Consider the following 22,548-nt stretch of genomic DNA (forward strand, 5'->3'; position numbering starts at 1 on the left):
TGGGCCAGCCTATCTGTCGTCAGTCGCGGCCCTGCCAGGTGCAGATGCAGACCTCGTTGCCCTCCGGGTCGGCCAGCACCCAGAAGGCCGGCGCGGCGGCGTCCGACAGCAGCCGGCCGCCCGCGGCGAGCGCGGCGTCGATGCGCCCGAGTGCGACGTCGTGGGCCACGTCGACGTCGAGGTGGATGCGATTGCGTTGAGGTCTGGGCGCATCCATCTGCTGAAACCAGATCGCCGGTCCCCGCGCCCACGGATCGATCAGGCCGTCGCTGAGGTCGGACGGTCCGGGCTCGTCGATGTAGCCGGTGACCGCCTTCCAGAACGGCCGCACCGCGGGGATGTCCAGGGCGTCGATGGCGATCTCCAGTGCTTGCACGGTGGCCGGGCGCAGTTGCCATCCCCGTGCGGTGAGAGCGGTGGCCAGCGTGCCGGCCAACCGGACGTCGAGGGCGGTCACCCCGCCGAGCGCCGCGGAGTGCAGTCGCAGTACAGCGCGGTCGGCACGGACGTCGATGCCGAGGTGGCCGTCGCCGTCAGCGCCAGCGGCCTCGGCCGCCAGTGCGGCGACCTCGGCGGCCTGCGCCAGCGAGTCGGTGGCGACCTCGGTGTAGATCGCGCCGAGAATCAGCCGCCAGCCCACACCCCCGATCGCGTCGGAGATCTCTTGGCGACTCGGGCGGTCGGGACTCATAGCGCGCAGCCTAGTAATGACCGGTGACAAATCCCCGCCACGCAGGTTTTCCCGGGCGCACCCACCGCCGTGCGTGTTGTGATGTGCGGGTACTCACGAGCGGGAGGGACGCAGTGTCACCGGAAAGTACCGACGAGCCCAGTCCGCCTGCCGTTGCGGCACGTGGAATTCGCATGCGGGGGCCATGGGGACCGGTCTACGGGCCCGTCGACCTCGACATCCCGCGCGGTGGGCTCAATGTCCTGGTGTGCCCGGCAGGATCCGGGCGGACAGCGCTGCTGATGACGATCGCCGGACGGATGGCTCCGCAATCCGGCGAACTGGACGTGCTCGGCGCCCGCAGCGCCCGCCAGATCTTCGCGCTGGCCGCCCTCGCCGGTATCGACGAACTCGATACGGTGCCCGAGTCCGTCACCGTGCGTGACCTGATCACCGAGCAAATGCGTTGGGACGCAGCGTGGTACCGCCTGGTGCCCCGAGCAGACGAGGCTGCGTTGACGACGATGTGCGCCCGGGTGTTCGGGCCCCATCCGCTGCCCCCACTCGACGAGTACTTCGAGGAACTCTCCGAACTCGATCGTCTCCTGCTCCGCATAGCGTTGGCCAACACCAAGACTCCGCCACTGCTCGTCGTCGGGAACCTCGACTTCGTGACCAGTGACGTCAACCGGGACCTTCTCATCGAGCGGCTCATCGACCTCGGCACCGACCAGACGGTCGTCACGGCCACCGTCAACGGTGTCACCGGCCACGACGTGCGCTCACAGATCGAGGTCGCCAACACCGATCGGGCGCAATTGGCTCAGACGCAGAAAGGGACGGGGTGACGATGCTCTCCGGAATGTCGCTGGGCACCGATCTCAAGCGCTACTCGCGAGGTCTTCTCCCCCGCATCGCCTTGATGACCATCGTGTTGATGCCGCTGCTGTACGGCGCGATGTATCTGTGGGCGTTCTGGAATCCGTTTGCCGCGGTGAACAAGGTGCCCGCGGCCCTGGTCAACGAAGACACCGGCGCAGTAGCGCAGGGCAAGCCCCTTCGAGCCGGCGAGCAGGTTGCCACAGCGCTCAAGGAATCCGGCCAACTGCAGCTGCATGAGGTGTCGGCAAGCGACGCCGCCAAAGGCCTGGCCGACGGCACCTACTACTTCACGATCACGATCCCGCGCGACTTCAGCGCGAACATCACCTCGCCGTCCGGTGGCGACCCCGCCCAGGCCAGCTTGCAGTTCACCTTCAATGACGCCAACAACTATCTGGGCTCGATCATCGGGCAGAACGCCGCGCGTGAGGTGATCAACCAGGTCAACGCGAGCGTCGGAGAGCAGACCGTCGGGACCGTCCTGACCGGATTGACGGACGCCGGGGCGGGCCTCGTGGCCGCAGCCGACGGCGCAGACCGGCTGGCTTCCGGCCTGGTGACAGCGGACTCGGGGGCGCATCAGCTCGCGACCGGCTCGGCGACGCTGGCGACCAGCATGACCACCGCCCGCGACGGCGCGGCCCAATTGGCCTCCGGCACCCGCCAGCTCAGCTCGGCGATCTCCACCGCGACCGAGCCGCTGGTCGACGTGCTGGCGCGTATCGACAGCCTGGGCATCGACCCCGCCGAAGTCGGGGCCGCCGCCGAACACCTCAGCGGCGCTGTCCGATCGACGACCGACCGCATTGCCGCGCTACACATCGACCAGACCCAGGCGGCGGCGATCATCGATCAGGCGGTCGCGACCCTGTCGGCCAACCCTGATCCGACGGTGCGCGACGTCGGCAGTGTGCTGGCCGGTGCCCGCCGGCTGTTGAACGCCCAGGGCATCGACCCCGCGACCGACGACGGCCTGACGCGGTTGCGCGACAGCGCATCCAAGCTCGAGGACGAACTCGGCGATCCCGCCAGCAAGCTGCGGATGCTGCTCACCCACACGGTGGACGGCACCCTGCGCGCCGATGTACTCAAGTTGCAGTCCGGCGCCAAACAGCTCGACTCCGGCGCGCAGCGGCTGAGCTCCGGTCTGACGGCGCTGACCGACGGTAGCCGCCAACTCGCCGCCGGGGCCCAGCGGCTGGCTGATGGCACCGGCCAGCTGAAGGCGGGTAGCCAGGAACTCGCGGGCAAGCTGCGGGAAGGCTCGACCCAGGTGCCGTCATGGACACCACAGCAACGGCAGCTCGTCGCCAAGACCGTCGCCGCCCCGGTGAAGCTCGATCTGGTCACCCACAACCCGGCGGCCACCTTCGGCACCGGTTTTGCGCCGTTCTTCCTGCCGCTGGCGCTGTTCATCGGGGCGCTGATCATCTGGATGTTGTTGACGCCGTTGCAGTCCCGCCCGATCATCAACGGGCTCGGCGCATTACGTGTCGTTCTGGCGTCCTATTGGCCTGCGCTGCTGGTAGCCGTAGCCCAGGTCGTCGTCATGTATGCCGTGGTGCACTACGGCGTCGGCCTCAAAGCGCAGTACCCGTTGGCCACGGTCGGATTCCTCATCCTGGTGATCGCCACGTTCCTCGGCCTCATCCAGGCGTTCAACGCGGTGTTCGGCGTGGCCGTCGGACGCGTGGTGACGCTGGCGTTCCTGATGCTGCAGCTGGTGTCGGCAGGCGGGATCTATCCGGTGGAGACCACCGCCAAGCCGTTCCAGGTGATTCATCCGGCAGACCCGATGACCTACGCCGTCAACGGTTTACGCCAACTCATCAACGGCGGCATCGACCACCGGCTCTGGATTGCGGTTGCCGTGCTGAGCGGGGTGCTCGCCGCATCGCTGGCAGCCACCGCGTGGGCGGCCCGCCGTAACCGCCAGTACACGATGGAGCGATTGCACCCGCCGATCGAGGTGTAGGCCCACGAGCCACTAGGGTGGTCAGGTGACAGCTGAATCATCGTCGGTCGGTTCCGCCCTGGCGGGCCACACGTACTCCGGGCGGATGCCGGCCCACGCCGGCGACATGGCCGTCGAGACCCACGGCATCGCACCGGTGCCGGCCGGCAACCGGTATGGCAACCCGCGCCGGCTCTTCACTGTGTGGTTCGCCCCGCAAGTGAACATGACGGTGGTCTTCACCGGCACGCTGGCTGTGGTGCTGGGCCTGGGTTTCTGGCTGGGCCTGCTGGCAATGGTGATCGGCACGGTGGTCGGCTGCCTGGCGGTCGGCTATCTGTCCACCTGGGGCCCGCGGACCGGGACGGCGCAACTTCCCAACGCCCGCATGGCATTTGGCGGCACCGTATCGGTGGTGGCGGTCATCCAATGGCTGTCCTCGATCGCCTGGGACGGGCTGGTCGGTCTGTTCGGTGGTGAGGCGCTGGCCGAGCTGCTCGGCATTCCGTTCTGGGTGGCGGTGGTGATCGTGCTGGCGGCCCAGGGTGTGGTGGGTGTGTTCGGCTACGAGGTGATCCACCGTGTGCAGGCGGTGATGACGGTCGTGCTCATCGTGACCTTCGCGGTGTTCGCATGGAAGCTGATCGGCGGCCACCAGGTGGTCTCGCTGCCCACGCTGTCGGGAGCCGACCTCGGTGGCGCCTTCGTCCTCGAGGTCACCATCGCACTGAGCCTGGCCATCTCGTGGGCGAGTTACGCCTCGGACTACAGCCGCTACCTGCCGGTGGACACCTCGCGCCGTGCGGTCTTCGGCTACACCTTCGCCGGCCTGGCGGTGTCCTACATCGCGGTGCAGGCCATCGGGGTCGCCGCGGCGGGAACGCTGACCGACCAGACCGCGGCCGGTGTCCGCGAGATCATGGGTGGCGGGGTGCTCGGGGCGCTGGCCCTGCTGGTGATCGCGCTGGGCTCGGTCGCCTCGAACGCGATGAACGACTACAGCGGCTCGCTGGCGTTGCAGACCGTCGGCGTGCGGGTGCGCAGACCGGTGTCGGCGGTCGTGGTCGTGGTGATCGCGTTCGCGTTGATCATGTGGCTGCACTCCGGCGACATGGCGGCCCGCTTCCAGGGTGTGCTGCTGTTCGTCAGCTACTGGATTCCGGCGTTCGTCGCGATCGTGGCGATCGACTGGCGGTACCGCGCGGCGGGCCGCGACGGGGTCAACCCCGCCGAGGAGAGCACCGACCGCACCGACGGTGTGGTGGCCCTGGTGAGCTTCTTCGTGGCGTTCGCCGCGGCGGTGCCGTTCATGCACACCAATCTGATCGTCGGCCCGGTGTCCACCGCGCTGCACGGCGCAGATCTGGCCTACTTCGTGAATTTCCTTGTGGCAACCGCTGTTTACGGCGGCTACCGCCGGTGGCGGACGCGCCGGGCCTAGAGTTCGCCTGCCTCGACGGCTTCGCGGGTGTGCTGGGCGGTCGCGATGTCGCGGGTGGTGAATCCGATGCCGAGCGCGGCCACGCCGACCAGTACCGCGATGCCGGCCACCCACAGCAGCGAGTAGGTGTAGCCGTAGCCGAGGGCGTCGAGCTGGGCGGGGGTCATGTACTTGACCGGGCCCGTCGTCCCGCCCAGATACAGCGTGCGGGAGGTCTGCACCGCCTGGACGACCACCAGCACCAGCGGCCCGCCCAGGTTGAACACCATCAGGGTGATGGACGACACCGGGCCGACCTCACGCGGGCCTACATTGGCCAGGGTGCACAACGGCAGGATCACCGAGATGATGCCGATGCCCAGCCCGCCGACCGTGATCGGCACGAACAGGTCCGGGAAGTACGGAATGGACCGGTTCAACGTCGACCCGTAGAGCATGGCGGCCAGGACCAGCAGGCCGCCGCCCAGGATCACCCAGCGCGGCGCCACCCGCAGCGCCAGCCGGGTGGCCGCGACGTTGCCCGCCACGAAGGCCGCCGCGAACGGCATGAAACACACCCCGGCGCGCAGCGGTGAATAGCCCAGCACGTCCTGCACCAGAAGGCCCATCATCACGCTGAGCGTCAGCATCACCCCGCCGGCGAGGAAGTAGGCGGCGAACGAGGCCACCCTGCTGCGGCTGTCGAACACCGAGAACGGCACCAGCGGGTTGTCGGCGCTGCGCTCGACGACCAGGAACGCCACGAAGAACGCCGCGGCGGCCACGCCGGCACCGATCACCCACGGGTCGACCCAGCCGCGCGGCGGGCCCTGGGTGAACACCAGCACCGCCGCACTGCACGCCAGCGTCGCCAGCAGCGCGCCGGTGACATCAAGCTTGAGCCGTTCATGGCGGGTTTCTTCCAGCCGGGTCAGTCCGATGCCGATGATCAGCAGGCCGATCGGCACGTTCACCAGGAACGCCAGCCGCCACGACACCACGGTCAGCGCCCCGCCGAGCACCAGGCCGAGCACCGATCCCAGGCCCTGCATCGCTGCCGAGACCGCCATCGCCTGCGTCCGGGCCTTCCCGACGGCGTAGGTGGTGGCGATGAGCGCCAGCCCGGTCGGCGCGGCCACAGCGGCACCCATGCCCTGTACGGCGCGCGCCACGATCAACGTCCACTGTTCGTCGGCCAGCCCGCAGGCCAGCGAGGCGATGGTGAACACCCCGACGCCGGAGAGGAAGGCCCGCTTGTGGCCGATCGCGTCACCGACCCGGCCGCCGAGGAGCAGCAGCCCGCCGAAGGTCAGCACGTAGGCGGTGATCACCCAGCTCTTGCTGGCGTCGGAGAGCCCGAGCTCGGCCTGCATCCGGGGCAGGGCCACGATCACGATGGTGCCGTCCAACGTCGACATAAGCTGCATGCCGGTGATGGCGACGATGGCCACGCCCAGGATGCGGGTGGCCAGCGGTCTGGCGACGGGCAGTGGACCGCTCGCGCCAGACATGGGTAGCTACCCTACCCAGACCCGCGCCGGGGCTGACTTCGGCGCGCTTATGTTCGCCCAGCGGTCAACAGCGCGCCGAAATCGCGTTACAGCTCTCCCTGCCCGATGTCGAGCCCTACAGCTCTCCCTGCCCGATGTCGAGCCCTACAGCTCTCCCTGCCCGATGTCGAGCCCTACAGCTCTCCCTGCCCGATGTCGAGCCCTACAGCTCTCCGGCGTCGATCGCTTCCTTGACTTCCTGCGCGTGGGCCACCTGCTCGGAGGTGTAGCCGATGAACAGCGCGACCGCGCCGACGATGACCGCCACCGCGGCGACCCACAGCAGGCCGTAGGTGTAGCCCTGGTCGAGGGCATGCAGCTGAGCGGGGTTCATGTTCTTCACCGGGCCGGTGGTACCGCCCAGGTACAGCGTGCGGGAGGTGATGACGGCCTGGATGATGGCCAGCACCACCGGTCCGCCCAGGTTCTGCAGCATCAGCGCGATCGCCGAGACCGGGCCGATCTGGTCGAAGCCGACACCGGCGATGGCCGACACGGTCAGCGGGACGACGATCATGCCGATGCCAAGGCCGCCGACCGTGATCGGGATGACGAGGTTCGGGAAGTACGGAATGCCGCCGTTGAGCGTGGAGCCGTAGAGCATGGCCGCCAGGACCAGCACACCGCCGGCGATCACCAGCACTCGTGGCGGGAACTTCGACACCAATTGAGACGAGACGCCCAGGCCGATACCGAGGGCGATCACGAACGGGATGAAGCCGATACCGGCCTTCAGCGCGCTGTAGCCCATGATGTCCTGCACGTACAGGCCGATCAGCACGGTGAGGGTGAACATCACGCCGCCGGCCAGGAACACCGCCGCGAACGTCGAGAGCCGGTTGCGGTCACGGAACAGATCGAAGGGCACCACGGGGTTGACGGCGCGGCGCTCGACGAAGAAGAACGCGATGAAGGCGAGCCCCGCGGCGACCGCCGAGGCCAGGCTGACCGGGGTCAGCCAGCCGTTCTCGGGCGCCTGGGCGAAGCCGAACACGGCCGCGGTACAGCCGATGGTGGCCAGCAGGGCGCCGGCGGCGTCGAGCTTCATCCGCTCGCGCTGGGTTTCCCGCAGGGTGGTGCGCGCCAGGTAGATCATCAGCAGGCCGATCGGCACGTTCACCAGGAAGGCCAGCCGCCAGGACACCTCGACCAGGGCGCCGCCGACGACCAGGCCCATGACCGAGCCGATGCCGGTCATCGCGGCGAAGATCGCGGTGGCGGCGTTGCGGGCCGGCCCCTTCGGGAACGTGGTGGCGATCAGCGCCAGGCCGGTCGGTGAGGCGATGGCCGCGCCGACACCCTGCAGCAAACGCGCGATGACCAGGGTGGCCTCGTCCCAGGCGATGCCGCACAGGATCGAGGCGATGGTGAACAGGGCGACGCCGACGATGAAGGTGCGCTTGCGGCCGATCGTGTCGCCGAGGCGCCCGCCGAGCAGCATCAGACCGCCGAACGTCAGCACGTAGGCGGTGATGACCCAGCTGCGTCCGGCGTCGGACAGGCTGAGTTCGTCCTGGATCTTGGGCAACGCCACGATCGCCACCGTGCTGTCCATCGTGGCCAGCAGCTGCATACCGCCGATGGCGATGACAGCGGCGATGAACCGCCGCGACGGCAGCCAGTCCGGGTAGAACTTGCTGGTCTTGGTCAGAGCCTTGGGCTCGAGGCGCATCGGGAGGGCGCGCTCTGAACTGTCGGCGTGGCGATTCATCGCTCGCTCCGCATCGTTGAGAGCCGTCATGTCTGGCTACCCTACAGTAATTTTAAGAGAACTTTAAGTGGCGAAGGACGCCACCGGACCGATTACGACGATCGCCGGCGGCCGAATACCGTCGGCGCGAATTCGCATCGGTGCGTCCCCGAGAGTAGTCGTCACAATCCGTTCGGCGGCCGTAGTTCCGTGCTGCACCACAAGGACCGGCGTTTCCGCTGGTCTGCCGCCTGCGATAAGAGCGTCGGCAAACAATTCGATACGTTCGACCGCCATCAGCAGAACTAACGTGCCCGACAATTGGGCCAGCGCATTCCAATTCACTAACGATTCCGGATGATCGGGCGCCAAATGGCCGCTGACCACGACGAACTCGTGATTGACACCGCGATGCGTGACCGGAACTCCGGCCAGCGCCGGAACAGCTATGGCACTGGTCACACCGGGCACGACTGTGACCGGAATCCCAGCTTCGGCGCAGGCGAGGACTTCCTCATAGCCGCGCGCGAACACGAACGGATCGCCGCCCTTGAGGCGCACCACGAACTGGCCGGCGCGGGCCCGTTCGACCAGGACGGCGTTGATGGCGTCCTGCGCCATCGCCCGACCGTAGGGGATTTTGGCGGCGTCGATGACCTCGACGTCGGCGCCGAGTTCGGCGAGTAGTTCCGGGGGCGCCAGCCGGTCGGCGACGACGACGTCGGCGCGGGCCAGCAGTCGCCGGCCCCGCACGGTGATCAGTTCGGGATCACCGGGGCCGCCGCCGACCAGCGCCACACCGCCGCGCATGGTCTCGGAGGTGTCGGGGTTGATGACACCCTGCTGGAAGGCCTCGCGGATGGCCGACCGGATGGCCGCAGACCGGCGGTGCTCCCCGCCGGCGAGCACACCGACCAGCAAGCCGTCGTGGTCGAACGAGGCGGGCGTGACCGCGGTGCCCTCGCGGGCCGAGTCAGCCCGCACACAGAAGATCTGCCTGCTCTCGGCCTCGGCGACCACGGCGGCGTTGACCGCCGGGTCGTCGGTGGCCGCGATGGCGTACCAGGCGCCGTCGAGGTCGCCGTCGCGGTAGTCACGCAACTGCAGCGTGATGCCGGGTTTCTGTTCGGCCAGCGCCTCGACGGCCGGGGTGGCGGCCCGGGCGATGACGTGCACTTCGGCGCCGGCGCCGATCAGCACCGGCACCCGCCGCTGCGCGACGGTTCCCCCGCCGACCACGACGACCTTCTTACCGGTCAGGCGCAGTCCGACGAGGTAGGCGTTCTCGGTCACCCGGCGAGCTTAGTAACTGAGGCCGCGGTGCTGACAAACCGCGCGACCGATGCGGGTGCGGCGGCGGCGTGGGTGTGCAGATATGACGCGTGCACCCCGGCGAGGATCGCTCCGTCGCGCACCGGCTGCCCGTCGGTGCCCCGGAACACCCACGCGGGATCGTAGGAATCGGTGAATTCGACTGCGGTGCGGTGGAATTCGTGGCCGACGGCCCGACGGCCCGCCTCGGCGAGCGACGAGTCGGCGACGGCGACGGCGTCGCGGTAGCCGAGGGTCAGCCGTGGGGTGAACCGAGCGGCACCGCCGAGCACGCCGCACATGGGGTGCCCGTCGAGTTCGGTCATCAGGTAGGCCAGTCCCCCGCACTCGGCCTGTACCGGCGCGTGGGCGGCCAGTGCGCGGATCTGGGCGTGCAGGTCGGTGTTGGCGGCCAGTTCGGGCAGATATTGCTCGGGGAACCCGCCCGGCAGTACCAGTGCCGCGGTGCCGGGCGGCAGGCTGTCGGACAGCGGGTCGAACTCGACGACCTGGGCGCCGGCGGCGGCCAGCAGTTCGGTGTGCTCGGTGTAGCCGAAGCTGAATGCCCGGCCCGCTGCGATCGCCACCACCGGGCGGCCCGCGACCGGTTCTCCGATGGCGTCGCGTGGCGACCACGGCGGGGCTCCAACGGCGGACCCGGCGAGCGCGGCGACCGCGGCCAGGTCGACGTGGTGGGCGATCAGACCCGTCATCGCCGCCACCGCCGAGCGTGCCGCCTCACCGTGTTCGACGGCAGTGACCAAACCCAGATGACGCGAGGGCACCGACAACTCGTCGTGGCGCGGAATCGCGCCGAGCACGGGCACACCGGCGGCGTCGCAGGACTGGCGCAGCACCCGCTCGTGGCGTGCTGACCCGACCCGGTTGAGGATCACCCCGCCGACGCGGACACCTCGGTGGAACGTCGAAAAGCCATGCAGCACAGCGCCAATACTCTGGCTTTGCCCGCGGGCGTCGACCACCAGCACCACCGGGGCGCCGAGAAGTTCGGCGACGGCCGCGGTGGACCCGCGGGCCGGGGTCACCGCCTGCTCGTCGATGCGGCCGTCGAAAAGGCCCATGACGCCTTCGATCACGGCGATGTCGGCGCCCTGGGAGCCGTGCCGGTACAGCGGACTGATCAGTTCCTCGCCGACGAGGACGGGGTCGAGGTTGCGCCCCGGGCTTCCAGCGGCCAGCGCGTGGTAGCCGGGGTCGATGAAGTCGGGGCCGACCTTGAACGGCGCGACCCGGTGCCCGGCCTGCCGCAGCGCACCGATCAAACCGGTTGCGACAGTGGTCTTTCCGCTTCCCGAAGAGGGGGCGCCGATGATGACGCCCGGTACGCTCACCATTCGATTCCGCGCTGGCCCTTGCGGCCGGCGTCCATCGGGTGTTTGACGCATTCCATCTCGGTCACCAGGTCGGCGGCGTCGAGCAGCGGGCCGGGAGCGTCGCGTCCGGTGATGACCACGTGCTGGCCGCCGGGCCGCTCGACCAGCGCCTTCACCACGGCGTCGACGTCGACCCAGCCCCACTTCAGCGGGTAGGTGAACTCGTCGAGAACGTAGAAGTCGTGGCGCTGGTCGCGCAGCCGGGTGGCGATCTCGGACCAGCCTTCGGCGGCCGCGGCGGCGTGGTCGTCGTCCGAGCCGCCCTTACGGGTCCACGACCAGCCTGAGCCCATCTTGTGCCATTCGACGGTGCCGCCGAGTCCGTGTTCGGCGTTGAGTTGGCCCAGCGCGGCGAACGCCGACTCCTCGCCCACTTTCCACTTGGCGCTCTTGACGAACTGGAACACGGCCACGCTCATCCCGGCGTTCCACGCCCGCAACGCCATTCCGAATGCGGCGGTGGACTTGCCTTTGCCGGAACCAGTGTGTACCGCGAGCACCGGGGTGTTGCGCCGGGCCCGGGTGGTCAGGCCGTCGTCGGGCACCACGAGTGGTTGTCCCTGTGGCATCGGCGATCCCCCTTCCGGCTCAGGCGGCGCGGCGCACGGCCTGCGCCAAATAGTCTGCGCGCAGCTGCTCAAGGCGCAGCAGCGGGGCCGCCAGCTGGCCGGCCAGCTCGCCTGCCAGCCCCAGCCGCACATACGACGTTTCGCAGTCCACCACCACGGCGGCAGCACCTTCGGCCACCAGAAGTGCTGCGGCACTGCGGGTTCTGCCGAGTGGATCCGGGCCGCCGGTGGCGCGGCCGTCGGTCAGTACCACCACCAGCGGGCGGCGCGTGCGGTCGCGGACCCGCTCGCGCAGCACCACGTCACGCGCGGCCAGCAGTCCCTTGGCCAGCGGCGTGGTGCCGCCGGTGTCGAATCGGGTCAGCCGCCGGGAGGCGATGTGCGCCGAGCCCGTCGGGGGTAATACCAGGCGGGCGTCGTCGCCGCGGAAGGTGATGACCGCGACCTTGTCGCGGCGTTGGTAGGCATCGCGCAGCAGCGACAGGGCTGCACCGGTGACGGCGGACATCCGGTCGCGTGCGGCCATCGAACCCGATGCGTCGACGACGAAGATGACCAGGTTGCCTTCCCTGCCGACCCGGACCGCGCGGCGGATGTCGTCGGGACCCGGGCGGCGCCGGCCCTGACCGGCCGCGGCGAGCACCGTCGCGAACAGATGCAGGCCGTGGCCGGACTCCGGCTGGTCGGTGGCGGTGATCACTGCCCCGGACCGGTTGCGGGCCCGCGACCGCCGCCCCGGGGTGCCCTCCCCCACACCGGGCACCGTCAGCGCGCGGGTCCGGAACGTCGCTGCCGGCGGCGCCGACGGACGGGTGGTCGACGATGACGGGTTCTGTTGCGGCACAGCCTGTCCCGCATCGCCGTCGACGTTCTGACCGCCGCCCGGCGGGTCGGGTTCGGGCTCGGGTTCCGGGCCGCTGTCGGCGGTGGCCGCCAGCGCCTCGTCGAGCTGGGCCGGGTCCAGGCCGGGGTCGTCGAACGGGTCGCGGCGGCGCCGGTGCGGCAACGCCAGCTCGGCGGCTACCCGGATGTCTTCTTCGGCGACGGTGTCGGCGCCGCGCCAGGCCGCATGGGCGATCGCGGTGCGGGCCACCACCAGGTCGGCGCGCATACCGTCGACGTCGAATGCCGCGCACAGTGCCGCGATCCGATTCAGTTCGGCGTCGGGCAGGACGACGTCGTCGACGCGGGCCCGCGCGGTGGCGATGCGCACGGCGAGGTCGCGATCCTGTTGTGCGTAGCGGGCGGCGAATCCGGCCGGGTCAGCCTCGTAGGCCAGCCGCGCCCGGATGACCTCGCTGCGCACGGCGACATCACGGGAGGCGTGCACGTCGACGGTCAGGCCGAACCGGTCGAGCAGCTGTGGACGCAGTTCTCCCTCTTCGGGATTCATCGTGCCGATCAGCACGAAGCGCGACTCGTGCGAGTGCGACACCCCGTCGCGTTCGATGTGCACACGGCCCATCGCGGCGGCATCGAGCATGATGTCGACGAGGTGGTCGTGCAGCAGGTTCACCTCGTCGACGTAGAGCACGCCGCCGTGGGCGCGGGCCAGCAGGCCCGGTGAGAACGCATGCTCGCCGTCGCGCAGCACCTTCTGCAGGTCCAGCGAGCCGACGACCCGGTCCTCGGTGGCACCGATGGGCAACTCCACCAGCCGCGAGCCGGCGTCGACCTGGGCCAGCACCGCCGCCAGGGCGCGCACCGCCGTCGACTTCGCGGTCCCCTTCTCCCCGCGGATCAGCACACCGCCGATCTCGGGCCGCACCGCGCACAGCACCAGGGCGAGCCGCAGCCGGTCGTGGCCGACGATCGCGCTCAACGGGTAGGGGGCGGTGCTCACCGTATTCACGATGGGCTGTTCTTGAGCATCGGGACGTGCGGGATGCCGTCCTCGACGAACTCGTCGCCGTCGACGACGAAGCCGTGCCGGGCATACATGTCGGCAAGGTAGGTCTGGGCGTTGATCCGGCACGGGTGATCGCCGACGTCGGCGAGCGCGGCCTGCATCAGCCGGGTGGTGTGGCCCTGTCCGCGTGCGGATCGGCGGGTGCACACCCGGCCGATGCGGAAGGCTTTCTCGCCGCCACCGTGTTCCTCCATCAGCCGCAGCGTGGAGATCACCTCTCCGCCGGGCTTTTCCAGCCAGAAGTGGCGGGTCTCGGCGAGCAGGTCACGGCCGTCGAGCTCGGGATAGGGGCAGGCCTGCTCCACGACGAACACCTCGACACGCAGCTTGAGCAGCTCGTAGAGGGTGGCCGCGTCAAGGTCCTTGGCCCAGGAGCGGCGCAGTGCGACCGTCACACCACCCCTGCCGGCTCCGGGTCACCGGCGGCCGGGGTGGAGTCCGGACCGACAGCTTCGCCGGCGCGGGCGGCGTCGGCTCCGCTACCCAGGCCCAGCACCTTGCTGCCGTACGCCCAGACCTCGGCGAAGAGGTCCGGGTTCTCGGAGAGCTTGACGCCCAGCGACGGCACCATCTCCTTGAGCTTGGGCTCCCAGCCCGAGTAGCGGTCGGAGAAGCAGCGCTGCAGCACCTCGATCATGGCGGGCACCGCGGTGGAGGCACCCGGTGAGGCGCCGAGCAGTCCGGCGATCGAGCCGTCGGCCGCGGCCAGCACGGTGGTGCCGAACTCGAGCACTCCGAGTTTCTTGGCGTCCCGGCGGATCACCTGCACACGCTGACCGGCGATATCCAGCTCCCAGTCGGAATCCTTTGCGGTGGGGGCGAATTCGCGCAGAGTGTCGACGCGGTCGGCCTCGCTGAGCGCCAGCTGGCCGATCAGGTACTTCAGCAGGCCCATCTCGGTGAGGCCCACGCCGATCATCGAGGCGAGGTTGTTGGGCTTGACCGACAGCGGCAGGTCGGTGACCTTGCCCTCCTTGAGGAACTTCGGCGACCAGCCGGCGAACGGCCCGAACAGCAGCCAGGACCGATTGTTGATCACGCGGGCGTCCAAGTGCGGCACCGACATCGGCGGGGCGCCCAGCGGCGGCAGGCCGTAGACCTTGGCCTGGTGTGCGGCGGCCAGCTCGGCGTCGCCGGTGCGCAGCCACTGGCCGCTGACCGGGAAGCCGCCGAAGCCCTTGGCCTCGGAGATGCCGGCCTTCTGCAGCAGCGGAAGCGCGCCGCCGCCGGCGCCGACGAAGACGAACTTGGCCGACAGATTGCGTTTCTGCCCGGTGCGCCGGTTGTGGATCTTGACCGTCCAGCTGCCGTCGGACTCCTGGTGCAGGTCGCGGACGTCGTGGCCGAACAGCGCGGTCATGCCGCGCTCGGTGCCGTAGCCGAGCAGCTGGCGGGTCAGCGAGCCGAAGTCGACGTCGGTGCCGTCGGTGGTCCAGTTCAGGGCGACCGGCTCGGAGAAGTCGCGGCCTTGGGCCATCAGCGGTAGCCGGCGGGCGAACTCGTCGGCGCCGTCGATGAACTCCATGGTGGCGAACAGCGGGTTGCGCACCAGGGTGTCGCGCCGGCGGCGAAGGTAGTCGATGTGTTCGGCGCCGTGCACGAAGCTGACGTGCGGGACCGGGTTCAGGAAGTTGCGGACGTCGGGCAGGATGCCGTGCTCGACGGCGTAGGCCCAGAACTGCCTGGTGACCTGGAACTGCTCGTTGACGGTGACGGCCTTGGCGATCTCGATGCTGCCGTCGGGGTTCTGCGGGGTGTAGTTGAGCTCACAGAGCGCCGAGTGCCCGGTGCCGGCGTTGTTCCACGGATCACTGCTCTCGGCGGCGGCGGCGTCCAGGCGTTCCACCAGGGTGATCGACCAGTCCGGCTCGACCAGCCGCAGCAGCGCACCCAGGGTGGCGCTCATGATTCCGGCGCCGACCAGCACGACATCGGTTTTGGTGGTTTCAGGCACCAGTTCGTCCTTTACTCGTGACGGCTGTACTACTAGCCAGGTTATCCCGAGCGACCCGGAACTATTCGGTCGAGTCGCCAGCACCACACCGCCGCTAAGGTAACCCTTGTGACGGCACCGCACGCCGAATGGGCCGACGACGTCCTGCTGGGCTTCCAGCAGACCACGTTGCCGCTGGGAGCTGACCCCGACGGTGAGGGCGATCTGTTCGCCACCCTGGTGCGCCGCGGCGGCGAAGCCGAACCGGCCACGCACACCGTACTGGCGGTGCACGGGTTCACCGACTACTTCTTCAACACCGAACTCGCGCACCACTTCACTTCTCGCGGCTTCCGGTTCTACGCCCTCGACCAGCACAAGTGCGGGCGGTCGTGGCGGACCGGCCAGACCCCGCACTTCACCACCGACCTGGCGCGCTACGACCGCGAGCTGGAATGGGCGGCCGCGATCATCCGCGCCGAGAACACCGTGCCGGATGTCGCCGGCCGAGCGGCTCCAGCCACCCGGATTCTGGTCTACGGGCATTCGGCGGGCGGGCTGATCGTATCGCTGTGGCTGGATCGGGTGCGCAGGCGCGCAGCGACGGCGGCACTCGGGATCGGCGGGCTGGTGCTCAACAGCCCGTGGCTGGATCTGCACGGGCCGGCCATCCTGCGCACCCGGCTGACGTCGACGGCCATCGGTGCGCTGTCGCGGGTACGAAAGACCTCGGTGGTGCGCGGCACCGGCAACGGGGGCTACGGGCTGACCCTGCATCGCGAGTACCACGGCGAGTTCGACTACAACCTGCAGTGGAAACCACTCGGCGGGTTCCCGGTGACGCTCGGCTGGATCCATGCGATCCGGCGCGGGCACGCCACCTTGCACCGCGGCCTGGACGTCGGGGTGCCCAACCTGATCCTGCGCTCCGATCACAGTGTGCGCGAGACGACCGTGCCCGACACGATGCAGCGCGGTGACGCGGTGCTCGACGTCAGCCAGATCGCCCGCTGGGCGGGGTGTATCGGCAACCGGACGTCGGTGGTACCGGTCGTCGACGCCAAACATGACGTGTTCTTGTCGTTGGCGCAGCCGCGCGCAGCGGCCTACCGTGAGCTGGCCGCCTGGCTGGACTTCTATCTCGCGCATACCGCCGAGACCGCATCGGCGTCGGGCCGGGACTAGGGGACTTCGTGGAGCATTTCGACATCGCGATCATCGGAACCGGTTCGGGCAACTCCGTTCTCGACGAGCGCTACGCCACCAAGAAGGTGGCGATCTGTGAGCAGGGCGTGTTCGGCGGGACCTGCCTGAACGTCGGCTGCATCCCGACCAAGATGTTCGTCTACGCCGCCGAGGTGGCGGCGACGGTGCGCGACGCCGCGCGCTACGGGGTGGACGCCCGCATCGAGCGCGTGCGCTGGAGCGACATCGTCTCGCGAGTGTTCGGCCGGATCGACCCGCTGGCGATGGGCGGTGAGCACTACCGGCGGTCGTTGCCGAATGTGACCGTCTACGACTCGCATACGACGTTCGACGGACGCGGCGATCACGGCTACCGGCTGCGGACCGCCAACGGTGAGGAGTTCACCGCCGACCAAGTCGTGATCGCGGCGGGCGCCCGGGCGATGGTGCCCGACGCGATCGCCGGCTGCGGGGTGGAGTTCCACACCAGCGACACGATCATGCGGATGGCCGAACTGCCCGAGCATCTGGTCATCGTCGGAGGCGGGTTCGTGGCCGCCGAGTTCGCCCACGTCTTCTCGTCGTTGGGCTCGCGCGTCACGATCGTGATCCGGGGCGGCACCCTGCTGTCGCACTGCGACGACACCGTCTGCGAACGGTTCACCGACATCGCGGGCAAGAAGTGGGAGATCCGCAGCCACCGCAACATGATCGGCGCGCACATGGACGGCTCGCAGACCGTCGTCGAGCTCGACGACGGCTCGACCGTGCGCGCCGATGCGGTGCTGGTGGCCACCGGCCGGATCCCCAACGCCGACCTGCTCAACCTCGAGTCGGTGGGCGTGGACGTCGACGACGGCCGGGTGGTGGTCGACGAGTATCAAAGGACAACGGCGCGCGGCATTTTCGCACTCGGCGACGTGTCCTCGCCGTATCAGCTCAAGCACGTCGCCAACCACGAGGCCCGGGTGGTCAAGAACAACCTGCTCGCCGACTGGGACGACACCGAGGCCCTGATGCCCTCGAATCACCGCTTCGTGCCCTCGGCGGTGTTCACCGATCCGCAGATCGCCTCGGTGGGTCTGACCGAAAACGAGGCGCGCGCAGCCGGTTACGACATCAAGGTCAAGATCCAGGACTACGGCGACGTGGCCTACGGCTGGGCGATGGAGGACACCACGGGCTTCGCGAAGGTGGTCGTGGAGGCCGGCACCGGTACGATCCTGGGCGCCCACATCATGGGCCACCAGGCGTCGTCGTTGATTCAGCCGCTGATCCAGGCGATGAGCTTCGGGCTGGCCGGCCAGGACATGGCCCGCGGCCAGTACTGGATTCACCCCGCGCTGCCCGAGCTGATCGAGAACGCCCTGCTGGCCCTGTGCGGTGAGCCCCCCTGGCCGCCCGCCAGACGGCACTGAGCTTTCTGCCGAGTGTGCGAATCGATACGCCGCCCGCGGCGCGTCGAGGATGACACCGCACACTCGCGGCTGACTCAGGGCGTGGGAACGACGAAGCCCCAAGGCAATTCGAGCCGGTGGGCGGCCAGCAGCGCACTGTCGGACAGCACGGCGGTGACGGTGTCGTCGGCGACGACCACACCGTGGTCCAGGACAATCGCCCGGTCGCACAGCTGCGCCGCATAGGGCAGGTCGTGGGTGACGATGAGCATCGTCGCGGGCAGCGTGGCCAGGGTTTCGGCCAGTTCGCGGCGTGCCACCGGGTCGAGGTTGGCCGACGGTTCGTCGAGCACCAGGATCTCAGGTTCACAGGCCAGCACCGTGGCCAGTGCCGCGCGCCTGCGCTGGCCCACGGACAGGTGCGCCGGGCTGCGGTCGGCATGCTCGGTCATCGACACGATGTCGAGCGCGGCGTGCACCCGGGCGGCCAGGTCCTCGCCGGTGACCCCGAAGTTGGCCGGGCCGAACGCCACGTCCTGGGCCACGGTGGGCATGAACAACTGGTCGTCGGGATCCTGGAACACCAGGCCGACACGGCGGCGGATATCGCGAAGAGTCTTGCGGCTCAACACAGTTCCGCCGATCTCGACGGTGCCCGAGGTCGCGGTGAGCACACCGTTGAGGTGCAGCATGAGAGTGGTCTTGCCTGCCCCGTTGGGTCCGAGGACGGCGACGCGTTCCCCGGGCGCGATGCTCAGGCCGACGCCGTCGAGGGCGACCCGGCCGTCGGGGTAGCGGTAGTTCAGGGCGTCGACCCGGATGGCCGGCGGGCTCACCGGAGCAGCCATGCCGCCCCTGCCACCGCGACCGCTGCCGCCGCGGGTATCAGCGCGGCCACCCACTGCGTCGCCGACGCCCGCGGCCGGGCGCCGACGATCGCGAGTTCGGGGACGTGGCCGTCGAACCCGCGCGACGTCATCGCCAGGTACACCCGTTCGCCCCGCTCGTAGGAGCGCAGGAACAGGGCGCCAACACCTTTGGCGATCGCACCGGCCTGATGCAGCGCACGCGGTGAGTCGCCGCGGGAGATCCGGGCCATCCGCATCCGGCCGATCTCGGCCGACAGCAGGTCGATGTAGCGGATCATCAGCACGAGCATAGAGGTGATCAACCCCGGTACCCCGAGCCTGCTCAGCGCGAGTGGAAGCTCACGTGCCGACGTCGTGGCCGCCACGGTCAGCGAGCCGGCGACACCCAAGGTTCCTTTGACGACGATGCCCCACGCCGCCCACAGGCCGGTCACCGACAGCTGCAGGCCGGCGAACTCGACGCGCTCGCCGCCCTCGGCGAAGGGCAGCAGCACGGCCAGCACGACGAACGGCGCCTCGATCAGCATCCGCGGCAGGATCCAGCGCAGTGGGATGCGCGCCACCCGCCACACGACGAGCACGATGCCGGCGTAGATCGCAAACGGCCAGATCATCTCTCGCGGGGTGGCCACCACCGCCAGCACGAACACCACCAGCCCGGCGATTTTGACCTCGGCAGGTGCGTGATGCAGCGCCGAGTGGCCGTCGCGGTAGAGCGGATGGGAGTGGCCCGCACCCACCGGCCTCAGCTCCCGGAACGGCGGCTGCGGGCCAGCAGCCAGAACAACCCGCCGGCTAGCGCGAGCACCACCACAGCTCCGATGATTCCGGCCGCGCCGACGCTGCCAGCGTGGCCGAACAGCGTGTAGTCGGCCAGTGGCGACACCGACATCGGGTGTTCGGTGGCGTGCTGGGCGATGCAGCTTCCGGTCAGCTGCTCACCATGCTGGGTTTCGACGACCTGGCAGCCCTGCAAGGTTGCCGAGTCGAGCCCGTCCGGGCTGGAGCTGGCGAAATAGGACACCACTCCGGCGATCAGCACGATGGCCGCGACGAAGCCGGCCCAGAACCGCCAGTGCCGCTTCATGCGGGCACCGCCGCCTCGGTGCGACTGCGCCGCAGGAGATACACCAGGTCGGGTCTCGACCGGGCCACCGCCATGACCGTGACCGCGGTGATCACCCCTTCGCCGATTCCGATCAGCACATGGGTGCCGAGCATGTAGGTCGCCACCGTGCTCAGCGAGGTGGGCGCCGCTCCCCCGATGGCGTACTCGATGACGAATCCCATTGACGCGCAGATTGTCCCGATTACCGCGGACACGAAGGCGACCACACCGAGCGCGGGTACGGATTGCTCTTTACCCCGCCGCCGGACCACCGCAAAAAGGAGTACGGCGGTCGAGTAGCCGGCGGCCACGCCGATCAGGGCCATGTTGGTGATGTTCATCCCGAGCGCGGTCACCCCGCCGTCGGCGAACAGCAGCGATTGGACGACCAGGACGATCGCGATGCACAAAACACCGGTGGAAGGGCCGACGAGAATGGCGGCCAGCGCACCACCGAGCAGGTGACCGCTGACACCGGGCAAGATCGGGAAGTTGATCATCTGCACGGCGAAGATGAACGCTGCGACCAGGCCGGCCAGCGGAACGGTGCGCTCGTCGAGTTCGGTTCGGGCCCGCCAGGCGCAGAAGCCGACGGCGGCGATCGCGAGGGCTCCGAACAGCAGGGAGGTGGGAGCATTCACCAGGCCATCGCTCATATGCATGGCTGCGATCGAGACGCTCAACCGTGCCTCCTCGGCCCCGGGGCGCCCGTGCAGCGCCCGGGCTACAACCTAGTGCGGGCAGCCGTCATCTGTCTACATGTTCAGATGAACTATTTGTTACTCATTGTGCGCGGCGCCGATCCAGTGCAGCAGATCGTGCACTGTGTGATCCTCCAGGCGGTAGCTGACCAGCCGGCCGACCCGCGTCGAGGTCACCCACCCCTGCTGGCGCAGTACCCGAAGAGCCTGGGAGACCGCGTTTTCCGACCGGCCCAGCGCCGAGGCGAGATCGCCGACGCAAATTCCAGGAGCCCGGTGCAGGCAGAGCAGGATCTCCAGCCGATGCGGATCGCTCAGCAGGTCGAAGCGCTGCGTCCAGCCGTTGATGTCGACGTCCGCCAACGCGGACGAGGCACGTTCCACCGTCACCTCGTCACCTGGCCCGTCCATGACAAGGAATCTAGTCCAGCAGCCAGCCAATCCCGATCAGCTGGAACAATCCGCCCCCGGTGCGCGACTATTGATCCGTGGACTGCGATGTCGCCCGCGAGGCGCTGTCAGCTCGTATCGACGGGGAACGGGAGCCTGTCCCGGCACCCCGCGTCGACGAGCACCTCGCCACGTGTGACACGTGTAGCGAGTGGTATTCGCGTGCCGTCGATCAGACCCAGCTGCTGCGGCGGCTGGCGGGCCGGTCCCAGGTTCAGGCCGTCGCCGATCCCGCCGAACCCGCGCGACGCCGGTGGGCACCGGCCGGGGTCGCCGGGTGGCAACGCCGGGCGCTCGGGGTGGTCGGCGGCGCCCAGGTAGCGCTGGCCTTGGCGCAGGGCCTCGGCGCCAACGTCGGGACCTCGGGCGGTCACCACGCCATGATGGCCGGCCATCTGCTCAACGAGTCGACGGCGTGGTCGGCGGCGCTGGGCGTGGTGATGATCGTCGCCGCGGTACGGCCGGCGGCCGCCGCCGGGCTCGCCGGCGTGCTCACCGTGTTCACCGTGATCCTGACCGGCTACGTCGTCAGCGACGCACTCTCCGGCGCGGTCACGTTCGACCGGATCCTGAGTCACCTTCCCGTCCTGCTCGGCACGGTCCTGGCACTGCTGGTCTGGCGCGCCGCCCAAACCCCCGGCCCGCAGGACCGCTCCGAGACCGCAGCGGCGACCGATGATCTGGTGCTGCCCGACAATGCCGTGCGCGGGCGCAGGCGCGGTCACCTCTACCCCACCGACGGCTCAGCGGCCTGACGACGACGGCCGCCGCGGAATGCCGACAGTAACCTCACGGCGGAAAATCGGGCCTTCGGCCGCCGTGAGGTTACTGTCGCCGATCAGGGCCGCAGCGCCTACAGCATCACCCCGAACATCACCGCCATACCGATGGCCATCATCGCCTGGCTGAGCAGGCCCAGCTGATGCACCGCATCACCACCCGACCGGGACTGGCGCGCAACGAGATACCGGTACAGCCACACCACCGCGGCAACCGCGAAGCCGATGGCGCACACCCAGTTCAGTGTGGCGATCCAGGCCGGATACCCGCTGGCCGCCGGTGCCGAGTCACCCATCGGCATATCCGGCATGTCCATCCCCGGCATGTTCATGTGCCCCGCGTGATGGCCGCCGGAACCGGCGGAATCCGCAGCGACCGATGACTGGCCGGGCAGAAGACGCCCGTTCATCACCGCATACATCCACGCCATCGCCAGCATCATCAGCGCGTGGTAGCCGGTCACCAGACGATGACCGGCCGCCCCCGCACTGGCGGCGATGACGGCGAACCACCCCGTGGCGAGCAAAAAGAACACCATCGGCGGGACCGTGGGCAGAGCGGCGCCGCCCGGCCAGGCCATCACCGCCATGGCCACCGCCATGACCGCGTGCAGCGAGTAGCTGACGACACTGGGCCACCGGCGATGCCCGGTGGCAATGGCGAAACCGCACTCCGCAGCGCTGAGCACGAACAGCAGGGTGACGATCCAGCGCAACGTCAGGTCCTGGATCATCGGGCATCATCTTTCGATCTCGGGAACATAACTTGAATTGGTC

21 protein-coding genes are annotated in these 22,548 nt (G+C 69.2%); 6 read left to right on the top strand and 15 right to left on the bottom strand.

Annotation, left to right across the window (positions count from 1 at the left end):
• Positions 1-19 precede the first annotated feature (19 nt).
• Entirely contained in the window at positions 20-691 is a 672-nt protein-coding gene (locus tag HBE64_RS14920) for a VOC family protein (RefSeq protein ID WP_167103561.1), read from the bottom strand.
• Between the two features lie 173 nt (positions 692-864).
• On the opposite strand from HBE64_RS14920, the gene HBE64_RS14925 reads away from it, so the two are divergent.
• The 3 genes from HBE64_RS14925 to HBE64_RS14935 all read left to right on the top strand — a co-directional run bounded on the left by HBE64_RS14925 (position 865) and on the right by HBE64_RS14935 (position 4,947).
• Positions 865-1,518, top strand: a complete 654-nt coding sequence (locus tag HBE64_RS14925; protein ID WP_208300484.1) for an ATP-binding cassette domain-containing protein — start codon at positions 865-867, stop codon at positions 1,516-1,518.
• A 2-nt stretch (positions 1,519-1,520) separates the two neighbouring features.
• Positions 1,521-3,527, top strand: coding sequence for a YhgE/Pip domain-containing protein (locus HBE64_RS14930; RefSeq protein WP_243841662.1), 2,007 nt, complete (start codon positions 1,521-1,523; stop codon positions 3,525-3,527).
• 85 nt (positions 3,528-3,612) lie between these two features.
• A complete protein-coding gene (locus tag HBE64_RS14935; RefSeq protein ID WP_167109227.1) occupies positions 3,613-4,947 on the top strand; it encodes a cytosine permease in 1,335 nt (444 codons plus the stop codon).
• Here the strand turns inward: HBE64_RS14935 and HBE64_RS14940 are convergent.
• The 8 genes from HBE64_RS14940 to mqo all read right to left on the bottom strand — a co-directional run bounded on the left by HBE64_RS14940 (position 4,944) and on the right by mqo (position 15,303).
• Entirely contained in the window at positions 4,944-6,437 is a 1,494-nt protein-coding gene (locus tag HBE64_RS14940) for an MFS transporter (RefSeq protein ID WP_167103567.1), read from the bottom strand. The two genes, HBE64_RS14935 and HBE64_RS14940, sit on opposite strands and share 4 nt — an antisense overlap.
• Before the next feature lie 202 nt (positions 6,438-6,639).
• Positions 6,640-8,217 (bottom strand): MFS transporter, encoded by a 1,578-nt coding sequence (locus tag HBE64_RS14945; RefSeq protein ID WP_167103570.1) that lies wholly within the window; start codon positions 8,215-8,217, stop codon positions 6,640-6,642.
• A 33-nt stretch (positions 8,218-8,250) separates the two neighbouring features.
• Positions 8,251-9,459 carry a uroporphyrinogen-III C-methyltransferase gene (gene cobA / locus HBE64_RS14950; protein WP_167103573.1) on the bottom strand — a complete coding sequence of 403 codons (1,209 nt, stop codon included), beginning with the start codon at positions 9,457-9,459 and terminating at the stop codon, positions 8,251-8,253.
• Positions 9,456-10,832: a cobyrinate a,c-diamide synthase gene (locus HBE64_RS14955; RefSeq protein ID WP_208300485.1), complete on the bottom strand. Its 1,377-nt coding sequence runs from the start codon at positions 10,830-10,832 to the stop codon at positions 9,456-9,458. The genes cobA and HBE64_RS14955 overlap by 4 nt, the downstream gene beginning before the upstream one ends.
• Positions 10,826-11,440: a cob(I)yrinic acid a,c-diamide adenosyltransferase gene (gene cobO, locus HBE64_RS14960; RefSeq protein ID WP_167103579.1), complete on the bottom strand. Its 615-nt coding sequence runs from the start codon at positions 11,438-11,440 to the stop codon at positions 10,826-10,828. The genes HBE64_RS14955 and cobO overlap by 7 nt, the downstream gene beginning before the upstream one ends.
• 19 nt (positions 11,441-11,459) lie before the next feature.
• Positions 11,460-13,283 carry a magnesium chelatase subunit D family protein gene (locus HBE64_RS14965; protein ID WP_167103582.1) on the bottom strand — a complete coding sequence of 608 codons (1,824 nt, stop codon included), beginning with the start codon at positions 13,281-13,283 and terminating at the stop codon, positions 11,460-11,462.
• Between the two features lie 5 nt (positions 13,284-13,288).
• Positions 13,289-13,744, bottom strand: a complete 456-nt coding sequence (locus HBE64_RS14970; protein ID WP_167103585.1) for a GNAT family N-acetyltransferase — start codon at positions 13,742-13,744, stop codon at positions 13,289-13,291.
• A complete protein-coding gene (gene mqo / locus HBE64_RS14975; RefSeq protein ID WP_167103588.1) occupies positions 13,741-15,303 on the bottom strand; it encodes a malate dehydrogenase (quinone) in 1,563 nt (520 codons plus the stop codon). Before mqo ends, HBE64_RS14970 begins: the two co-directional genes overlap by 4 nt.
• Before the next feature lie 108 nt (positions 15,304-15,411).
• On the opposite strand from mqo, the gene HBE64_RS14980 reads away from it, so the two are divergent.
• Positions 15,412-16,467 (top strand): alpha/beta hydrolase, encoded by a 1,056-nt coding sequence (locus tag HBE64_RS14980; RefSeq protein WP_167103591.1) that lies wholly within the window; start codon positions 15,412-15,414, stop codon positions 16,465-16,467.
• Positions 16,468-16,475: 8 nt separating this feature from the next.
• A complete protein-coding gene (mtr, locus tag HBE64_RS14985) occupies positions 16,476-17,885 on the top strand; it encodes a mycothione reductase (protein WP_167103594.1) in 1,410 nt (469 codons plus the stop codon).
• A gap of 74 nt (positions 17,886-17,959) precedes the next feature.
• Here the strand turns inward: mtr and HBE64_RS14990 are convergent, their stop codons facing one another.
• From HBE64_RS14990 to HBE64_RS15010, 5 genes are all read right to left on the bottom strand, one after another.
• Positions 17,960-18,712, bottom strand: coding sequence for an energy-coupling factor ABC transporter ATP-binding protein (locus HBE64_RS14990; RefSeq protein ID WP_243841328.1), 753 nt, complete (start codon positions 18,710-18,712; stop codon positions 17,960-17,962).
• Positions 18,697-19,473 (bottom strand): cobalt ECF transporter T component CbiQ, encoded by a 777-nt coding sequence (gene cbiQ, locus HBE64_RS14995; protein ID WP_167103597.1) that lies wholly within the window; start codon positions 19,471-19,473, stop codon positions 18,697-18,699. The genes HBE64_RS14990 and cbiQ overlap by 16 nt, the downstream gene beginning before the upstream one ends.
• Positions 19,474-19,478: 5 nt before the next feature.
• On the bottom strand, positions 19,479-19,820 hold the full coding sequence (locus HBE64_RS15000) for a PDGLE domain-containing protein (RefSeq protein WP_167103600.1): 342 nt from the start codon (positions 19,818-19,820) through the stop codon (positions 19,479-19,481).
• On the bottom strand, positions 19,817-20,503 hold the full coding sequence (locus HBE64_RS15005) for an energy-coupling factor ABC transporter permease (RefSeq protein WP_167109231.1): 687 nt from the start codon (positions 20,501-20,503) through the stop codon (positions 19,817-19,819). Before HBE64_RS15005 ends, HBE64_RS15000 begins: the two co-directional genes overlap by 4 nt.
• Before the next feature lie 117 nt (positions 20,504-20,620).
• Positions 20,621-20,953 (bottom strand): helix-turn-helix transcriptional regulator, encoded by a 333-nt coding sequence (locus tag HBE64_RS15010; RefSeq protein ID WP_059020603.1) that lies wholly within the window; start codon positions 20,951-20,953, stop codon positions 20,621-20,623.
• Positions 20,954-21,030: 77 nt separating this feature from the next.
• On the opposite strand from HBE64_RS15010, the gene HBE64_RS15015 reads away from it, so the two are divergent.
• On the top strand, positions 21,031-21,747 hold the full coding sequence (locus tag HBE64_RS15015; RefSeq protein WP_167103603.1) for a zf-HC2 domain-containing protein: 717 nt from the start codon (positions 21,031-21,033) through the stop codon (positions 21,745-21,747).
• Positions 21,748-21,845: 98 nt separating this feature from the next.
• Here the strand turns inward: HBE64_RS15015 and HBE64_RS15020 are convergent, their stop codons facing one another.
• Positions 21,846-22,505 carry a DUF5134 domain-containing protein gene (locus HBE64_RS15020; RefSeq protein WP_167103606.1) on the bottom strand — a complete coding sequence of 220 codons (660 nt, stop codon included), beginning with the start codon at positions 22,503-22,505 and terminating at the stop codon, positions 21,846-21,848.
• Positions 22,506-22,548: the final 43 nt, after the last annotated feature.

Origin of the sequence: Mycobacterium sp. DL592, assembly GCF_011694515.1 — a bacterium.
Lineage (GTDB): Bacteria > Actinomycetota > Actinomycetes > Mycobacteriales > Mycobacteriaceae > Mycobacterium.